The sequence below is a fragment of the Comamonas terrigena NBRC 13299 genome (genome assembly GCF_006740045.1).
Lineage (GTDB): Bacteria > Pseudomonadota > Gammaproteobacteria > Burkholderiales > Burkholderiaceae_C > Comamonas > Comamonas terrigena.
The window spans coordinates 1,077,474-1,092,199 of the sequence record NZ_AP019749.1 but is presented as its reverse complement, the minus strand read 5'-3'; the positions used below and the strand labels follow the sequence as shown (position 1 = coordinate 1,092,199).

The following is a 14,726-nucleotide window of genomic DNA, read 5'->3' as shown; positions in this document are numbered from 1 at the left end:
GGCTGGGGCCTGCGCCCCCCATTCTGAATGCGCTGTCCCTTCAAGCGACTGACAGCCCCGGCACGGACCGCGCTTGCGGGCACCGCCACAGGCAGGGTGATCGCCCTGCCTGATTCCGACTCACATCCAGTACACCAGCACGTAGAGGAACAGCCACACCACATCCACAAAGTGCCAGTACCAGGCCGCGCCTTCAAAGCCGAAGTGGCGCTGCGCCGAGAAATGGCCGTTGTGCAGCCGCAAGGTGATCACCAGCAGCATCAACATGCCCACAAACACGTGGAAACCATGGAAGCCCGTCAGCAGGTAGAAGGTGGAGCCGTAGATGCCGGAGTTGAGCTTGAGATTCAGGTCCGAGTACAGGTGGTGGTATTCATAGCCCTGCACGCACAGGAAGACAAAGCCCAGGATCACCGTGGCCCACATGAAGGCGATGGTGCGGGCACGCTGACCGGCGCGCAGTGCGTGGTGGGCAATCGTCAGCGTCACCCCCGAGGTCAGCAGCAGGGCAGTGTTGATGGTGGGCAGCCAGAACGGTCCCACGGTCTGGAACGGCTCCACCGTGCCTGCCGGCGAGGTGGTGGCGCCGGGCGAGACCGAGGGCCAGGCGGCCTTGAAGTCCGGCCAGAGCAGCGAATTCTCGAAACCGCCCAGTGCCGGCACCGAATGCGCCCGCGCCCACCACAGGGCGGTGAAGAAAGCGCCGAAGAACATCACTTCCGAGAAGATGAACCAGCTCATGCTCCAGCGGTAGGACAGGTCGATCTTGCGGCCGAACAGCCCGGCCTCGCTCTCGCGCGCCGCATCGCGTATCCACTGGTAGAGCACCACGCCCCACCAGACCAGCCCCAGCAGCACCGACCACATGCCCCAGCCGTGGCCGTTGATCCAGTTGCCGGCGCCCAGCACCACGAAAAACAGGCCCGCTGCCGCCCAGATGGGATGGTGCGACACGCCGGGCACGTAGTAGTACGGCGTTGTTCCAGGGGTCGATGCACTCATGACTCAGCTCCTGTCGTTTTTTGCGAAGGCCGCAGCACGCTGCAGCAGTTGTTGTTCTGTCAGCTCACCCATCTCACCAGGGCGATCAGCCCCAGCACCAGCACAAACACCGCCACCAGCCCCACGGCGATCACCTGCAGCGGCTGCAGCTGTGCAAAATCCCGCTCGTACTCGCTGCCCTTGCGCACGCCCAGCAACGCCCAGGCCACGGCTTTGATCGAATGCCACAGTCGGTGCTGCTGTCCGGCGGGGGGCGGTACGGTCATGACTGCTCCTTGCCGGTGACCACGCTGGCCACGGGTGCGGGCGGCGTCTTGCCCCCCACCTCAAAGAAGGTATAGGACAGGGTGATGGTGGTCACATCCTTGGGCAGCTTGGGATCAATGACAAACGCCACCGGCCATTCCTTTCGCTCCCCCGGCTCCAGCACGTACTGGTTGAAGCAGAAGCACTCCAGCTTGTTGAAGTGCGGCGCGGCATTGCGCGGTGCATAGCTGGGAATTGCCTGCGCCGCCATGCGGTGGTTCTGCACGTTCTGGAATTCATACATCACCGTCGCCAGCTCGCCCGGATGCACCTGCAGCGAACGGCGCTCGGGCTTGAACTCCCACGGCCCCCGCGCATTGGCGTCGAACTCCACGGTGATGGTGCGGCTGGTGTCCACCTGGGTGTTGGCCGGCACGGCCGAGGAATTGCCCGGCACCTGCCGCTCCGACACGGCCAGCACATTGATGCCCAGCGCCTCGCACACATGCTTGTAGATCGGAATCAGCGCATAGCCGAAGGCAAACATGCCCACGGCCACCACGGCCAGCTTGCCCACCATCCGGAGGTTGTCGCGGTGCACGGCCATCATCCCTCCTGTGCGCAGTCCACTGCGCATTGACACGGCGCCCGCCGCTGCGGCCACCGGCGCGCCCCCGCCACAGGACGGCCACCCGGGGCGCTCCCGCAGCGCAGGGTGGCATCCCCCCAAGGGACGGACGCGAAGCGGTGCAGCGAAGTGTGCATCTCAGTGCAGCAAGGCCATCTTGGCCACAAAACCGACAAAGAACACGGCCGCGATCGACGCCAGGATCAGCGCCATGCGCAGGTTCTTCTGGCGCTGCAGCTGGTAGGCCGTGGTGCGGTCGTGCAGACCGGCCGAAGGTTTGGAAGGAGCGGTGTGCATGGCTTATCCAATCACGCGGGTTGCGGTGGCGTCCAGTTTGGGCGGGTTTTCGAAAGTATGGAAGGGGGCGGGCGATGGCACTTCCCACTCCAGGCCTTCTGCCCCGTCCCAGGGCTTCTGTGGTGCCGGCGCACCGTGGCCGCGCATGCCGGGCCAGACCACAAAGACAAAGAAGTACACCTGCATCAGGCCAAAGCCGAAGGCACCGATGGAGGCCAGCATGTTGAAGTCGGCAAACTGCATCGGGTAGTCGGCATAGCGGCGCGGCATGCCGGCCAGGCCCAGGAAGTGCATGGGGAAGAACGTGATGTTGAAGAAGACCAGCGAACCCCAGAAATGGATCTTGCCGCGCAGCTCGGAATACATCACGCCGTTCCACTTGGGTGCCCAGTAGTAGTAGCCGGCAAACATCGAGAACAGGGAGCCCGCCACCAGCACATAGTGGAAATGCGCCACCACGTAATAGGTGTCCTGCAGCTGGGTGTCGATGGGCGCCATCGACAGGATCAGTCCCGTGAAGCCGCCCATGGTGAACACGAAGATGAAGCCCACGGCAAACAGCATGGGGGTTTCGAACGTCATGGAGCCGCGCCACATGGTGGCCACCCAGTTGAAGATCTTCACGGCCGTGGGCACCGAGATCAGCATGGTGGCGTACATGAAGAACAGCTGGCCGGTGACCGGCATGCCCGTGGTGAACATGTGGTGCGCCCACACGATGAAGGACAGTATGGCAATGGCCGCCACCGCGTACACCATGGAGGTGTAGCCAAACAGCTTCTTGCGGCTGAAGGCCGGCACGATCTGGCTGATGATGCCGAAGGCCGGCAGGATCATGATGTAGACCTCGGGGTGGCCGAAGAACCAGAAGATGTGCTGGTACATCACCGGATCGCCACCACCCGCGGGGTTGAAGAAGCTGGTGCCGAAGTGACGGTCGGTCAGCGTCATGGTGATGGCGCCGGCCAGCACCGGCATCACTGCGATCAGCAGGTAGGCGGTGATCAGCCAGGTCCAGACGAACATCGGCATCTTCATCAGCGTCATGCCGGGAGCCCGCATGTTCAGGATGGTGACGATGATGTTGATCGAGCCCATGATGGAGCTGGCGCCCAGGATATGCATCGCAAAGATGCTGGTGTCCATCGATGGGCCCATCTGCAGCGTCAGCGGCGCATACAGCGTCCAGCCTGCAGCCGGTGCGCCACCGGGCATGAAGAACGAGGTCACCAGCATGATGGCCGCCGGAATCATCAGCCAGAAGCTGAAGTTGTTCATGCGCGCAAACGCCATGTCCGAGGCGCCGATCTGCAGCGGAATCATCCAGTTCGCGAAGCCCACGAAGGCCGGCATGATGGCCCCGAACACCATGATCAGACCGTGCATGGTGGTGAGCTGGTTGAACAGCTCGGGGTTGACGATCTGCAGCCCGGGCTGGAACAGCTCTGCGCGGATCAGCAGCGCCAGCACGCCGCCCACCATCAGCATGGTGAAGGCGAACAGCAGGTACAGCGTGCCGATGTCCTTGTGGTTGGTGGCATACAGCCAGCGCTGCCAGCCCGTGGGCTGGTGGTGATGGTGGTCATCGTGCGCACCATGGTCATCGTGCGCACCATGGTCATGGTGGCCGCCATGGACATCGACCTCGGGGCCCGGGGTGTGGGATGGGGGGTATACGGCGCTCATAGGAATGTCTCCGGTATTCACTGCCTGCTGCGCATCACTGCGCGGCCACGATGTCCACACGACGGGCCTGCTGATCGGACCCGGCACCTGCGGTGATGGTGGTGGGCTTGTGCAGGGCAATGCGCTCCTGTGCCACACCTGCATCCGTCAGGGCCTTGGCCACGTTCTGCGCGCGCTGCTTGGCCAGTTCGGTGTTCTGGTCGGCATTGCCGGTGGCATCCACAAAGCCCGACAGGGCCACCTTGCTGTCGGCATGCGCTTTCAGATACTCCGCAGCCTGGGCCACCACGGCCTGCGCCTCGGCATTCAGCGCCTTGTCGCCCGTGGCAAAAAACACCTGGTAGGGCTGTGGCGCGGCAGCAGCTGCCCCTGCCACAGGTTCTGCCGCAGCGGGCGGTGCCGCGCCGGGGGCTGCCGCCCCGCCTTCGGGGAACTTGCCGCCCCGCGCATCCTTGAACTGCGCGGGCTGGATCAGCTGCCCGGTCTTGTTGCTCCAGTGGTTCTTGGCGAAGGTCAGCACCGCGGCCAGCTCCACATCGCTGAGCGCCTTCCACGAAGGCATGGCACCGTTGTTGCGCCCTTCCAGCACCACATGCATGGCCTCCGCCAGCGGCCCCAGCACCACCGGGCTGCCATCCAGCGCCTTGATGGGGCCCGCCCCCTTGCCATTGGGCTGGTGGCAGACCGCGCAGTTGGCGGCATAGACTTTTTCGCCGCGCGCAACCAGCTCGTCCAGCTTCCATTCCTTGTTGGGATCGTCGCGCTTGGAGGCAGCCTTCTTGGTTTCTTCCTCCACCCAGGTCTTGTACTGGTCGGACTGCAGCACCTTCACATGGATGGGCATGTAGGCGTGTTCCTTGCCGCACAGCTCGGCGCACTGGCCGTAGTAGTCGCCCGGCTTTTCCGCCTTGAACCAGGTGTCGCGCACAAAGCCGGGAATCGCATCCTGCTTGATGCCGAAGGCAGGCACCATGAAGGAGTGGATCACATCGTTGGCGGTGGTGATGATGCGCACCTTCTTGCCGGCCGGCACCACCAGCGGCTGGTCCACCTTGAGCAGATAGTCGGGCGGCGCATCCTTGACATTGCCGCTGTTGGACAACACCCGGTGGCTGGTGTCCAGCGTGGAGATGAAGCTCAGCCCCTCGCCCTCCCCTTTCAGGTAGTCATAGCCCCATTTCCACTGGTAGCCTGTCACTTTGATGGTCAGGTCGGCATTGGTGGTGTCCTTCTGCGCCACCAGCACCTTGGTGGCCGGCAAGGCCATCAGGATCACGATGATGAAGGGCACGATGGTCCAGGCGATTTCCACCGTGGCCGATTCATGGAAATTGGCGGCCTTGGCGCCTTGGGAGCGGCGGTGTTTCCAGATGGAATAGAACATCACCGCAAACACGGCCACGAAGATCACCGTGCAGATGCCCAGCATCATCCAGTGCAGAAAATGCTGCTCCTGTGCAATGCGCGTGACCGGGGGGTGCAGATTGAGCTGACGCACCGCAGGGCCGCCGGGCAGGTCCTGGACCGCATAGGCCGCCTGCGCCATCCAGGCTGCAGCGGACATCATCGTGAGACGCAGGGGCCGAAAGGGGATGCTTTTCATAGTTCTCGCTCAAGTCTTGGGCCACTAGAAACAGGGAACCTGGCAGGCAGGGGGCTACAGCCGCACACCTGCGCGCACTCAACTCAGAAAAACCAACCAGCGCGGCGCAGCCCGCTCCCACGGGTACGCCCACATCGATCCATGCCTGCACGCAGGCCAACCGCAAGCTGCAGCACCACAGCCTGTGCCGCCGCAAAGAAAATAGTGGATGAAGCAGTGCCGACGCGTTTCCAGGAAGCAGCCTGAAAAGCCCGAGAAGACGCCCTCTGCGTCGCGTGAAACTTCAGCATGCAGGCCTGTGCGCGCGCAGGGCGCAGGCCCGACTCCAAGGCAATGCGAAACACCAATTTTTTTCTCCTGACGGCATGCGGCCGTGGGGGCCCTCTCCCCAGCCTGGAGTCATGCGGTCTGGAGAAAAGCTCGTGTGTCAGTGGTTGAAAAAATTGTAGGTCGCTTTGCGTGGAATCAAAGGGGCATAAGCGCCTTTTGTGTTATCGCAAACCCGTGTTGCGACCTTGCCGCAACATCGCCCGCATATCGTCCAACGGCACACTGCTTTCCCCGGCCGCACGGACCCGGGGTGCTGGCTTGTAAGCATGGCCGTAGACCACTTCGAAGGTCAACGCCAGCTGTCCATCCTGCTCCTGTAAACGCAGCGCGCCATCCAGCAATTGATGGAGGTCAAGACGCCATTGCCGTCCACGCAGACCGGCAAAGCGCTGCGGATGCAGATTGCATCCCAGCTCGCGCAATTCCTGCAGCAGACGCTCGGGCGAAGCAAAGGTCAGCGTGATGCGCTCCATGTCCATCACCGGCTCCGCAAAGCCGCTTTGCACCAGCATGTCTCCCCAGTCGTGCATGTCCGTGAAGCTGTGGCCCGCCGCCGGCCAGCCCGCCTGCTGGTAGGCGTCCCGCAGCTCCTGGGCCGTGTCGGGCCCCAGGCAGGAAAACATCACAAAGCCATCCACCGCCAGAGCCTTGTGCCACTGCGCCAGCAGGGCCAGCGGGTCTGCCGCCATGTGCAGCTGCATATTGGCCCACAGCATGTCCACTTCCTGCCCGGCAGCCGGCAGACCAAAGCGGGGTTGCTTGCCCGCCCAGCGCTCCATGCTCCACCAGGCCTTGCCCAGCGCCTTGTGCGCCGCTTCGGCGCGCTGCGCCTGCGGTTCATGCACCCAGGACTGCGCCTGCGGATAGCGCTGCGCCACCAGTGCGTGCGCCTGCAGTCCGCCGCGTACCGGCTCCCAGTCCAGCCACGACTGCGGCGGCTTGGCCATCCACTGCAGGCGGTCCTGCATGCGGCGCGCCACCTCTTCGTGCAGCCACGGCGATGCCGCAGGCGCCTGGGCCTGCCAGCGGGCGGCGGCAACGGGGTCGATGGTGGGCGGCAGAGCAGTAGACATGGAACAACAGATGGGGAGGCAATCGGACAGTCGGCGCACATCCGGCATGACGGTGGCGCTGCGGGCGGCAGTATATTGATTCCATGCGTCTGCACATCCCGGCATGGCTATCCGCCCGCATTCCCAGCCAGTGCCTGGCCTGCGGCAGCTGGCCCGCGCAGCCACTGTGCGCGCAGTGCCAGGCGCGTTTTGCACAGCATGTGCCGCGCTGCCGCAGTTGCGCCCTGCGCCTGCCGGATGCACATGCCGGCGCACACTGCGGGCAATGCCTGCGCCACCCGCCGGTGCTGCAGCACTGCTTGGTCGCCGTGGACTACGGCTACCCCTGGGCCTTGCCGCTGACGCAGTGGAAGCTCCATGCCCAGCCGGCCGTCGGCCGCCATCTGGCGCAATGGCTGCAGCAGCACGCCGCCTGGCCCGCGCTGCGCGACGGCTGTGCGCTCACCATCCCGATTCCGCTGTCCCCGCAGCGCCTGCGCAGCCGCGGCTACAACCAGGCACTGCTGCTGGCCCGCGCGCTGGATTGCCCGGCCATCCAGCCGCAGCTGCTGCAACGCACGCACGACACGCCCACCCAGATGCGCCAGGGCCGCGCCGCACGGCTGCGCAATCTGCGCGGCGCCTTCAGCGTGCCACCGCAACACCAGGGCCTGCTGGATGGAAAGACCGTGCTGCTGGTGGACGATGTCATCACCACGGGCGCGACCCTGCAGGCCGCCGCGCAGGCGCTGCTGGCCGCAGGCGCCGGCCAGGTGCATGCCGTGGCCCTGGCCCGCACGCCCTAGCCCCCTACCTCACACCTGCGCCATAGGGGTGCGCACCACAGGGACGGCGGTCACAGCGGACAATACGCCCCTTATGTTCCACATTGTTCTTGTTGAGCCCGAGATTCCACCGAACACGGGCAACGTCATCCGCCTGGCCGCCAACACCGGCTGCGATCTGCACCTGATCGAGCCCCTGGGCTTTTCCATGGAAGACCGCCACATGCGCCGCGCCGGGCTGGACTACCACGAATACGCCCCGGTGCGCCGCCATGCCGACTGGCAAGCCTTTCTGACCGCCATGCAGCCCGCGCCCGAGCGCATGTTTGCCATGACCACCCATGGCAGCCGCCCGGCGTTTGATCTGGCCTTCCAGCCCGGCGACTGGCTGGTCTTCGGTTGCGAAACCCGAGGCCTGCCTGCGGATCTGCGCAACAGCTTTCCCGAAAGCCAGCGCCTGCGCCTGCCCATGGTGGCAGGCCAGCGCAGCCTGAACCTGTCCAATGCGGTGGCGGTCACGGTGTTCGAGGCCTGGCGCCAGAACGGTTTTGCCGCCCCCGCAGGCCAGACGGCAGGCTGAGACTGCGGCGGCACCGCTTCGGTGCACGATGCCTGAAATAGTGCAAAAGTTCCGTCTCATTGACAATGAATTCGAAACAATGAGTCGTAAATTTACATGCTTATCTTCACATATGGAACGATCTACAGTTCATCCATACGGTAACGCCACAGCGCCACACCGGAAGTTGAACGAAAAGGACATTCCATGAAAAGCATTCACACCCTCAGCATCGCCGCAGCTCTGGCCCTGACCGCACTGGGCAGCCAGGCCGCCGGTATGTCGGCTCCCCTGGGCGAGCAAGGCTGGCCTCCCGTGGTGGAAAGCCACAGCACCCTGACCCGTGCGCAGGTGCTGGCTGAATTGCAGGATGCCCGCCAAAACCACCGCATGGCCGTGGCCGAAGGCGACCAGCTGCAACTGCGTGCCGATGAGCTGACCACCCGCTCGGCCGTGAGCCGCGAGGCCGTGCGTGCCGAAACCCTGGCCGCCATCAAGGACGGCAGCATCGTGCACGGCGAGCTGTAAGCCCCAGCCCGCGCATTTGCTCCTGGCAAAAGCGCCCAATGCAAAGCCCCGCTGCCTGCGCAGACGGGGCTTTTTCATGGGACCGAAAAAAGAAGACGGCGGCGTTCAGCCCTGGGCCGCACCGTGGCTGCGGCTCAGCGTCTCGGCCACGCACACGGGCTTGTCGCTGCCTTCGCGCTCCACCGTCACCCCCCAGGTCATCTGCATGCCGTCGGGCTGCACCGGCTCGGCCGCCAGCAGCTTGATGTGGGCGCGCAGCCGGCTGCCCACCGGTACGGGGGCGGGAAAGCGCACCTTGTTCAGACCGTAGTTCACGCCCATCGTGGCGCCATCCACCGTCACTGTCTGCTGCATGAACTGCGCCAGCAGCGACAGCGTCAGATAGCCATGGGCCACCGGCGCACCAAACGGGCCCTTCTTGGCCCGCTCGGGATCCACATGAATCCACTGGTGGTCGCCCGTCGCCTCGGCGAACTGGTTGACCTGCTCCTGGGTGATGGTGATCCAGTCCGTCACGGCCACATCCTGGCCCACGGAAGCACGCACATCGGCGTAAGAGGCAAAGCGTCGTTTCGTCATGCGACCCACTGTAGCCAGCAGGCCGCGCAGGCTTTGTCGGTCACGGGACAGTTGAGGGAAAGCCCCAGGATGTGGCCCTCCCTACAGGCCAAACGACTGCTCAAGCGCGGCAGTAGCGCATGCAGTGTTGACCTGGATACCGGTGCGTTCAGTGGCCGGCGCCGCGCTGCACAAAGAACAGGCCGATCCCCACCAGCATCAGCAAGCCGCCAAAGACACGGTTCTGCCAGCGCATGGCTTCGGGGCTGCGCATCCAGCGGCGCAGTGCACTGGCGCTGCCGGCATAGCCATGCATCACCACCATGTCCACGCCAATGCAAGTCGCCGACATGATGGCCAGCTGCAACCACAGCGGGCGCTGCTCGGTCAGAAACTGCGGCAGCACCGCCACCATGAAGATGATCCCCTTGGGGTTGGTGGCATTGGTCAGAAAACCGGCCAGCACGCGCTGGCGCCAGGTCAGGGCCGGAGCGCCCTGGGCATGGCCGATGTCCAGACCGTTGCCCACGCTGCGCCACTGGCTCCAGCCCAGGTAGATCAGGTAGCAGGCCCCCAGGATCTTCACCGCCGCAAACGCCCATTCCGAGGCAATCAGCAAGGTGCCCACGCCGCCGCCGGCCACCAGCAGAATCAGCAGCAGGCCCAGTTGCAGGCCGCACACCGTGGCGCTGCTCTTGCGCAGGCCGTAGTTCAGCCCGTGGCTCATGGACAGCACCGCGCCCGACCCTGGCGACAAGGCAATCAGCCAACACGCCATAAAGAAAGCCCACCACGTCTGCACATCCATGCCACACCTGCCCTGCCGTCGCCACACCGCATTGCCACAGCAATGCACCAAAGCGGCGCATCTTACGCCTGCCCCGCATGGCGTGCTGGCGCCCGGTGCGACACAGGCCCGCGCGCGGCTGAATGCCGCGGCCAGCGCGGCCCACTGCCCCCGTGCTACGCTGCCGGCCATGATCTTCAACCCTTCGCAAGCGGACGTGCGACGCTTCTTCTGCAGCGTGCGCGCCAAGATGAAGAGCGAATCCCCCATGGAAGCCATCGAGATGCTGGCCAGCCTGTGGATTGCCGAACACCCCGAATACTTTGCCGAGCTGGACGATGTGGACGCCGCCGTGGCGCGCAACTACGACGCCGAGCCCGGCCGCACCAATCCCTTCCTGCACCTGTCCATGCACCTGTCCATCAGCGAGCAGTGCAGCGTGGACTCCCCCCGCGGCATCCGCCAGGCCGTGGAACTGCTGGCCCGCAAGCGCGACCTGCATGACGCTCACCACGAAGTGATGGAATGCCTGGGCACCATGCTGTGGGAAAGCCAGCGCAGCGGCCGTCCGCCCGATGGCAATGCCTACGTGGCTGCGGTGCAACGCCGCGCCACCCAGGACTGAGCGCCAGACCACACCCACCAGGCAACAAGCTGCTGAACGCCCCAAGACAAAGGCTGCCGCTGCGCACACCAGGCGCTGTGGCAGCCTTTTTCATGCCGTGCATGCGCCGAGCGCGCCAAGACAAAGCCCGCACAAGGCGGGCCGTGGAGCTGCTGGGCTACGTGGCTGTGAGCCCATGCCGCCGTGCGGCAGCCTGTATCAGCGAAAGCGCGATTCCGGCACCGTGTGCAGATCGCCTTCCAGCGAGCCGATATAGCCCGCCAGCTGCTTGAGCTCCTGCAGCGTGAACTGCTTGGCAATGCCGGCCATCACCCCATTGCTGCGCCCCACCGTGCCCTTGCTGGCATCGCGCTGGTAGGACTTGAGGGCGGCATACACATAGTCTGCATGCTGGCCCGCCACCTTGGGATAGGCCGGGTCGATGGGCTTGGCAAAGCCTTCGCCATGGCAGGAGAAGCAGGCCCCCTTCTGGATCAGCGCTGCCACGGCAGGCGCCGGATCGTGCGCCTTGGCCGCGCTGGCAGAACCGGCTGCAGGCGCGTTCTGACCGGCATAGAAAGCGGCCACATCGGCCATGTCCTGATCGGTCAGCGAATCCGCAATGCCGCGCATGGTGGGATGGCGGCGGTCGGCCTTTTTATAGGCCGCCAGCGCGGATTCGATATAGCGTGCACTCTGGCCCGAAATCTTGGGCACTTTGTACACCTCTGGGAAACTGGCCTGGTAGCCTTCGATACCGTGGCAGCCTATGCACATGGCCACCTTGTTTGCGCCCGCCTGGGCGTCTCCCTTGATCTCCTGGGCCGATGCTGTGAAGGTCACAGAAGCGACAACCAAGAGCCCTATCGTGGACAGCTTTTTGTTCATTGCGCGCACAATCCTTGGGAAGTTTTAGCTGGGATTTGGCTCACACAGATTCATTATGGCGAGAACCGTCAAGCGCCCTAATCAATGTTTACGCTGATATAGACCATGAAATTCCAAGGCACCGAGAACTACGTCGCACCCCAGGATCTGATGCTGGCCGTCAACGCAGCCATCACGCTGCAGCGTCCGCTGCTGGTCAAGGGCGAACCCGGCACCGGCAAGACCATGCTGGCCGAGGAAGTGGCCGACGCGCTGGACATGCCGCTGTTGCAGTGGCACATCAAATCCACCACCAAGGCCCAGCAAGGTCTGTATGAATACGACGCCGTCAGCCGCCTGCGCGATTCGCAGCTGGGTGATGAGAAGGTCAAGGACATCCAGAACTACATTGTCAAAGGCGTGCTGTGGCAGGCCTTCACCGCCGATCAGCCCGTGGCGCTGCTGATCGACGAAATCGACAAGGCGGACATCGAATTCCCCAACGACCTGCTGCGCGAACTCGACCGCATGGAGTTCTACTGCTACGAGACGCGCGAGATGATCCGCGCCAAGCACCGCCCGGTGGTCTTCATCACCTCGAACAACGAAAAAGAGCTGCCCGACGCCTTCCTGCGCCGCTGCTTCTTCCACTACATCAAGTTCCCCGAAGCGGACACCATGCGCCAGATCGTGGACGTGCATTTCCCCACGCTCAAGAGCGAGCTGCTGACGGCAGCGATGAAGAGCTTCTACGACATCCGCGGCATCCCGGGCCTGAAGAAAAAGCCTTCGACCTCCGAGCTGATCGACTGGCTCAAGCTGCTGCTGGCCGAAGACATTCCGCCCGAAGCCCTGCAATCGGCCGACAGCAAGGTGGCCGTACCGCCGCTGGTGGGTGCGCTGCTGAAGAACGAACAGGATGTGAGCCTGTTCGAAAAGCTGGTCTTCATGAACCAGCGCAACCGCTGAGCCCGCGCGCAAAGGGCATACCCGCTGCCGCCCATCCACCCGCCCTGCTATGGTCAAACGTTCACCATACACACAGGGAGACAGACCATGAGCACTGCCAAGAAACTGCTGCTGGAAGGCGTCAGCGACGCCGTGGGTTTCATTGCGGGCGCACTGGCCGGCTACGGCCTGGGCCAGGCGGCGGGCTGGAACATCTTCGACGCCGGCTACGGCGCAACCAGCCTGCTGGGCATTGTCTGCGTCGGCCTGGGCGGCGGCCTGGGCCTGCAGCTGGCACGGCGCTGGCGTGCGGCCCGCGCCCAGCATGCGCAGGCGGCGGAACGTCCCTGAGCAGCCCTCACCCAGCCAGCTTCTGTCAGCTTCCCCGCGCGAGAATGTCTGGAACCGATTGTTGGAACCCCACACCATGAACACCACAGCCTTCGTCACCCCCGTCACCCTGCAAGCGCATGGCGTGCGCCTGGTTCCGCTGGAACTGGCGCATGAAGAAGGGCTGCGTGCAGCGGCGGCCGATGGACAGCTGTGGAATATCCGCGTCACCTCGGTGCCCGAGCCGCAGGACACCCGCGCCTACATCGAGACCGCGCTGCAGATGCGCGCGGCCGGCAACCGCTTTGCCTTTGCCGTGCTGGACGATGCCTCCGGCGAAGTGCTGGGCAGCACCAGCTACCACGACATCCTGCCCGCCGTGCAGCGCGTGGAGATCGGCTACACCTGGTACGCCCAGCGCTGCCAGCGCACCCATGTGAACACCACCGCCAAGCTGCTGATGATGGGCCACGCCTTCGACACCCTGGGCTGCCATGTGGTGGGCTGGCGCACCGACAACTTCAACTTTGCCAGCCAGCGCGCCATCGAACGCCTGGGTGCCCGCAAGGACGGCGTGATCCGCGGCCACGCCCTGCGCCGCGACGGCACCATCCGCGACACGGTGATGTACAGCCTGCGCGCCGGCGAATGGCCGGAAAGCCGCGCCCAGTTGCTCGACAAGATGAAGCAACACCTGCGCCAGCCCTGAGCGCCCGGAGGCCCCACCATGCTGATCGACTTCTTCTACACCCTGCGGGCGGCCAAGCTGCCGGTGTCCGTCAAGGAACTGCTCACCCTGCTGGAAGCGCTGCAAAAAGGCGTGGTCGGCCCCCAGAGCGAAGACGGCTGGAGCATGGATGACTTCTACTTCCTGGCCCGCACCACCCTGGTCAAGGACGAGAAGCACTACGACAAGTTCGACCGCGCCTTCGCCGCCTACTTCAAGGGCGTGGAAATGCTCACCGACTTTAGCAAGGAACTGCCTGCCGAATGGCTGCGCAAGATGCTGGAGCGGGAGCTGACGGACGAGCAGAAAGCCGCCATCCAGAAAATGGGCTGGGACGAGCTGATGAAGACCCTCCAGAAGCGCCTCGAGGAACAGAAGGGTCGGCACGAAGGCGGCAACAAATGGATAGGCACCGGCGGCACCAGCCCCTTCGGCCACGGTGGCTACAACCCGCAGGGCATCCGCATTGGCGGGCCGGGCAAGAACCGCAGCGCCGTCAAGGTGTGGGAGCAGCGCGCCTACCGCGATTACGACGACACCCAGGAGCTGGGCACGCGCAACATCAAGGTGGCGCTGCGCCGCCTGCGCAAGTTCGCCCGCCAGGGCGGCGAGCTGGAGCTGGACCTGCCCGACACCATCCGCAGCACGGCAGCCAACGCCGGCTGGCTGGACATCAAGATGGTGCCGGAGCGCCACAACAATGTGAAAGTGCTGCTGCTGATGGACGTGGGCGGCACCATGGACGACCACATCCAGCGCGTCGAAGAGCTGTTCTCCGCTGTCAAGAGCGAGTTCAAGCACCTGGAGTTTTATTACTTCCACAACTGCGTCTACGACTTCATGTGGAAGAACAACAAACGCCGCTTTGGCGAGAAGTTCGACACCTGGGACATCATCCGCAAGTACAACAAGGACTACAAGCTGATCTTTGTGGGCGATGCCACCATGAGCCCCTACGAAATCACCCAGCCCGGCGGCAGCGTGGAATACAACAACGAGGAAGCCGGTGCCGAATGGCTGCAGCGTCTGACGCATGCCTTCCCGCACCATGCCTGGGTCAATCCCGAGCCGCAGGGCGTGTGGGAGTACCGCCAGAGCATCGACCTGATCCGCCGCCTGGTGGGCGGACGGATGTACCCTTTGTCACTGAAGGGTTTGGAAGAAACCATGAGGCTGCTGTCAAAATAGG

Annotated in this window: 18 protein-coding genes; 8 read left to right on the top strand and 10 right to left on the bottom strand. The window is 64.2% G+C overall.

Annotated features, from left to right (window positions below; genetic code table 11):
* Positions 1-120: 120 nt before the first annotated feature.
* The 7 genes from CT3_RS05000 to CT3_RS04975 form a co-directional block, all read right to left on the bottom strand.
* Positions 121-1,002, bottom strand: a complete 882-nt coding sequence (locus tag CT3_RS05000) for a cytochrome c oxidase subunit 3 (protein WP_066539570.1) — start codon at positions 1,000-1,002, stop codon at positions 121-123.
* Between the two features lie 59 nt (positions 1,003-1,061).
* Positions 1,062-1,268: a DUF2970 domain-containing protein gene (locus CT3_RS04995; RefSeq protein ID WP_066539573.1), complete on the bottom strand. Its 207-nt coding sequence runs from the start codon at positions 1,266-1,268 to the stop codon at positions 1,062-1,064.
* The gene (locus tag CT3_RS04990; RefSeq protein WP_066539838.1) at positions 1,265-1,855 is read right to left on the bottom strand and encodes a cytochrome c oxidase assembly protein; all 591 of its coding nucleotides are present in this window, start codon (positions 1,853-1,855) and stop codon (positions 1,265-1,267) included. The genes CT3_RS04995 and CT3_RS04990 overlap by 4 nt, the downstream gene beginning before the upstream one ends.
* A gap of 159 nt (positions 1,856-2,014) precedes the next feature.
* Positions 2,015-2,113, bottom strand: a complete 99-nt coding sequence (locus CT3_RS21160) for a cytochrome oxidase small assembly protein (protein WP_225608779.1) — start codon at positions 2,111-2,113, stop codon at positions 2,015-2,017.
* A gap of 63 nt (positions 2,114-2,176) precedes the next feature.
* Positions 2,177-3,859: a cytochrome c oxidase subunit I gene (gene ctaD, locus CT3_RS04985; RefSeq protein WP_066539579.1), complete on the bottom strand. Its 1,683-nt coding sequence runs from the start codon at positions 3,857-3,859 to the stop codon at positions 2,177-2,179.
* A gap of 34 nt (positions 3,860-3,893) precedes the next feature.
* On the bottom strand, positions 3,894-5,462 hold the full coding sequence (gene coxB, locus CT3_RS04980) for a cytochrome c oxidase subunit II (protein ID WP_066539581.1): 1,569 nt from the start codon (positions 5,460-5,462) through the stop codon (positions 3,894-3,896).
* Positions 5,463-5,953: 491 nt separating this feature from the next.
* Positions 5,954-6,865, bottom strand: a complete 912-nt coding sequence (locus CT3_RS04975; protein WP_066539582.1) for a class I SAM-dependent methyltransferase — start codon at positions 6,863-6,865, stop codon at positions 5,954-5,956.
* An 83-nt stretch (positions 6,866-6,948) separates the two neighbouring features.
* Here CT3_RS04975 and CT3_RS04970 point away from each other — a divergent pair, with 83 nt between their 5' ends.
* The 3 genes from CT3_RS04970 (at position 6,949) to CT3_RS04960 (ending at position 8,716) form a co-directional block, all read left to right on the top strand.
* A complete protein-coding gene (locus tag CT3_RS04970) occupies positions 6,949-7,650 on the top strand; it encodes a phosphoribosyltransferase family protein (protein WP_066539585.1) in 702 nt (233 codons plus the stop codon).
* Positions 7,651-7,723: 73 nt separating this feature from the next.
* The gene (trmL, locus tag CT3_RS04965; protein ID WP_066539587.1) at positions 7,724-8,209 is read left to right on the top strand and encodes a tRNA (uridine(34)/cytosine(34)/5-carboxymethylaminomethyluridine(34)-2'-O)-methyltransferase TrmL; all 486 of its coding nucleotides are present in this window, start codon (positions 7,724-7,726) and stop codon (positions 8,207-8,209) included.
* Positions 8,210-8,395: 186 nt separating this feature from the next.
* Positions 8,396-8,716, top strand: coding sequence for a DUF4148 domain-containing protein (locus CT3_RS04960; RefSeq protein WP_066539589.1), 321 nt, complete (start codon positions 8,396-8,398; stop codon positions 8,714-8,716).
* A 105-nt stretch (positions 8,717-8,821) separates the two neighbouring features.
* Here the strand turns inward: CT3_RS04960 and CT3_RS04955 are convergent, their stop codons facing one another.
* Positions 8,822-9,295 (bottom strand): MaoC family dehydratase, encoded by a 474-nt coding sequence (locus CT3_RS04955; RefSeq protein WP_066539590.1) that lies wholly within the window; start codon positions 9,293-9,295, stop codon positions 8,822-8,824.
* Positions 9,296-9,443: 148 nt separating this feature from the next.
* A complete protein-coding gene (locus CT3_RS04950) occupies positions 9,444-10,082 on the bottom strand; it encodes a LysE family translocator (protein WP_066539591.1) in 639 nt (212 codons plus the stop codon).
* A gap of 172 nt (positions 10,083-10,254) precedes the next feature.
* On the opposite strand from CT3_RS04950, the gene CT3_RS04945 reads away from it, so the two are divergent.
* Positions 10,255-10,686 (top strand): DUF1841 family protein, encoded by a 432-nt coding sequence (locus CT3_RS04945; RefSeq protein WP_066539839.1) that lies wholly within the window; start codon positions 10,255-10,257, stop codon positions 10,684-10,686.
* 198 nt (positions 10,687-10,884) lie between these two features.
* Here CT3_RS04945 and CT3_RS04940 read toward each other — a convergent pair whose 3' ends face one another.
* A complete protein-coding gene (locus CT3_RS04940; protein WP_066539593.1) occupies positions 10,885-11,553 on the bottom strand; it encodes a c-type cytochrome in 669 nt (222 codons plus the stop codon).
* 105 nt (positions 11,554-11,658) lie between these two features.
* Between CT3_RS04940 and CT3_RS04935 the strand changes: the two genes are divergently transcribed.
* From CT3_RS04935 to CT3_RS04920, 4 genes are all read left to right on the top strand, one after another.
* On the top strand, positions 11,659-12,501 hold the full coding sequence (locus tag CT3_RS04935; RefSeq protein ID WP_066539596.1) for an AAA family ATPase: 843 nt from the start codon (positions 11,659-11,661) through the stop codon (positions 12,499-12,501).
* An 87-nt stretch (positions 12,502-12,588) separates the two neighbouring features.
* Complete coding sequence (locus CT3_RS04930) at positions 12,589-12,831, top strand: hypothetical protein (RefSeq protein ID WP_066539599.1); 243 nt, start codon at positions 12,589-12,591, stop codon at positions 12,829-12,831.
* 76 nt (positions 12,832-12,907) lie between these two features.
* Entirely contained in the window at positions 12,908-13,519 is a 612-nt protein-coding gene (locus CT3_RS04925) for a GNAT family N-acetyltransferase (protein ID WP_066539601.1), read from the top strand.
* Positions 13,520-13,537: 18 nt separating this feature from the next.
* Positions 13,538-14,725, top strand: coding sequence for a vWA domain-containing protein (locus tag CT3_RS04920; RefSeq protein ID WP_066539605.1), 1,188 nt, complete (start codon positions 13,538-13,540; stop codon positions 14,723-14,725).
* Position 14,726 lies beyond the last annotated feature (1 nt).

Coding starts and splice junctions, on each gene's coding strand:
- CT3_RS04970 (WP_066539585.1), top strand. CDS start 6,949: ATGCGTCTGCACATCCCGGCATGGCTATCCGCCCGCATTCCCAGCCAG.
- CT3_RS04940 (WP_066539593.1), bottom strand. CDS start 11,553: ATGAACAAAAAGCTGTCCACGATAGGGCTCTTGGTTGTCGCTTCTGTG.
- CT3_RS04935 (WP_066539596.1), top strand. CDS start 11,659: ATGAAATTCCAAGGCACCGAGAACTACGTCGCACCCCAGGATCTGATG.
- CT3_RS04960 (WP_066539589.1), top strand. CDS start 8,396: ATGAAAAGCATTCACACCCTCAGCATCGCCGCAGCTCTGGCCCTGACC.
- CT3_RS04975 (WP_066539582.1), bottom strand. CDS start 6,865: ATGTCTACTGCTCTGCCGCCCACCATCGACCCCGTTGCCGCCGCCCGC.
- CT3_RS04930 (WP_066539599.1), top strand. CDS start 12,589: ATGAGCACTGCCAAGAAACTGCTGCTGGAAGGCGTCAGCGACGCCGTG.
- CT3_RS04925 (WP_066539601.1), top strand. CDS start 12,908: ATGAACACCACAGCCTTCGTCACCCCCGTCACCCTGCAAGCGCATGGC.
- CT3_RS04920 (WP_066539605.1), top strand. CDS start 13,538: ATGCTGATCGACTTCTTCTACACCCTGCGGGCGGCCAAGCTGCCGGTG.
- CT3_RS04950 (WP_066539591.1), bottom strand. CDS start 10,082: ATGGATGTGCAGACGTGGTGGGCTTTCTTTATGGCGTGTTGGCTGATT.
- CT3_RS04955 (WP_066539590.1), bottom strand. CDS start 9,295: ATGACGAAACGACGCTTTGCCTCTTACGCCGATGTGCGTGCTTCCGTG.
- trmL (WP_066539587.1), top strand. CDS start 7,724: ATGTTCCACATTGTTCTTGTTGAGCCCGAGATTCCACCGAACACGGGC.
- coxB (WP_066539581.1), bottom strand. CDS start 5,462: ATGAAAAGCATCCCCTTTCGGCCCCTGCGTCTCACGATGATGTCCGCT.
- CT3_RS04990 (WP_066539838.1), bottom strand. CDS start 1,855: ATGGCCGTGCACCGCGACAACCTCCGGATGGTGGGCAAGCTGGCCGTG.
- CT3_RS05000 (WP_066539570.1), bottom strand. CDS start 1,002: ATGAGTGCATCGACCCCTGGAACAACGCCGTACTACTACGTGCCCGGC.
- ctaD (WP_066539579.1), bottom strand. CDS start 3,859: ATGAGCGCCGTATACCCCCCATCCCACACCCCGGGCCCCGAGGTCGAT.
- CT3_RS04995 (WP_066539573.1), bottom strand. CDS start 1,268: ATGACCGTACCGCCCCCCGCCGGACAGCAGCACCGACTGTGGCATTCG.